Genomic DNA, 686 nt, shown 5'->3' on the forward strand with positions numbered 1-686 from the left:
CAAAGATTGTTTCTGAAACATCAGTTACTTGAACAATTTCTCGTTCTTTGAAAATATCTTTTTCTCTGTCAATTAACTGGGAAATTAAAATATCAATATTTTTAATATAAGTTTTGGTCGTAGAATTCCATTGTTTTTGTAATGTGTCAAATTGAGAATGAAGATTTGCATAAAAGATTTCTTTCGAAAGAGTAAAAAAATCAGATAAATTAATTTTTGATTGTTCTAGTTTATCGACTTTTAATCTTATTTCTTTACGAAGGTCTTCTGATTCTTTACTAAAATGAGCATCAAGTTTTGCCCACAAATTATCATCAATTGGATTACCACAAAAACCACAAGTATCTCTTAAATTTTTGTGTTTATCAATACCTTGACGAACCCATTCCTGCAAAAGACTATTATTAACCAATTCAGTTATTGGATCACTTGGTTTAATTTGTTTTTTTAATAATTCATTTACTTGATTTAATTGATTGGAAAAATCGGGCTTAAATTCTTGTAAACTTGTGATTGTAACTTTTTCTTCTTCTTTTAATAGTTTTTTTAATTCTGTTATATCCTCAGTTTCTAATTCGCCTTGTTTTATTGATTCTGAAATATCAGTTTTGATTGTTCTTATTTGATACGTTGGTAGATTATAAATTGGCGCATTATTTTTTATTTCTCTGGCTTTATTTGTTAAC

1 protein-coding gene is annotated in these 686 nt (G+C 26.5%); it reads right to left on the reverse strand.

Annotated features, from left to right (window positions below; all coding sequences use genetic code 11):
- Positions 1 to 686 (reverse strand): AAA family ATPase (locus tag DNC80_RS15785; RefSeq protein WP_182652035.1); only part of this gene is annotated, 686 nt, incomplete at both ends.

The organism is Flavobacterium sp. SOK18b, assembly GCF_014156605.1.
In the GTDB taxonomy this organism is placed as follows: Bacteria; Bacteroidota; Bacteroidia; order Flavobacteriales; family Flavobacteriaceae; genus Flavobacterium; species Flavobacterium tiangeerense.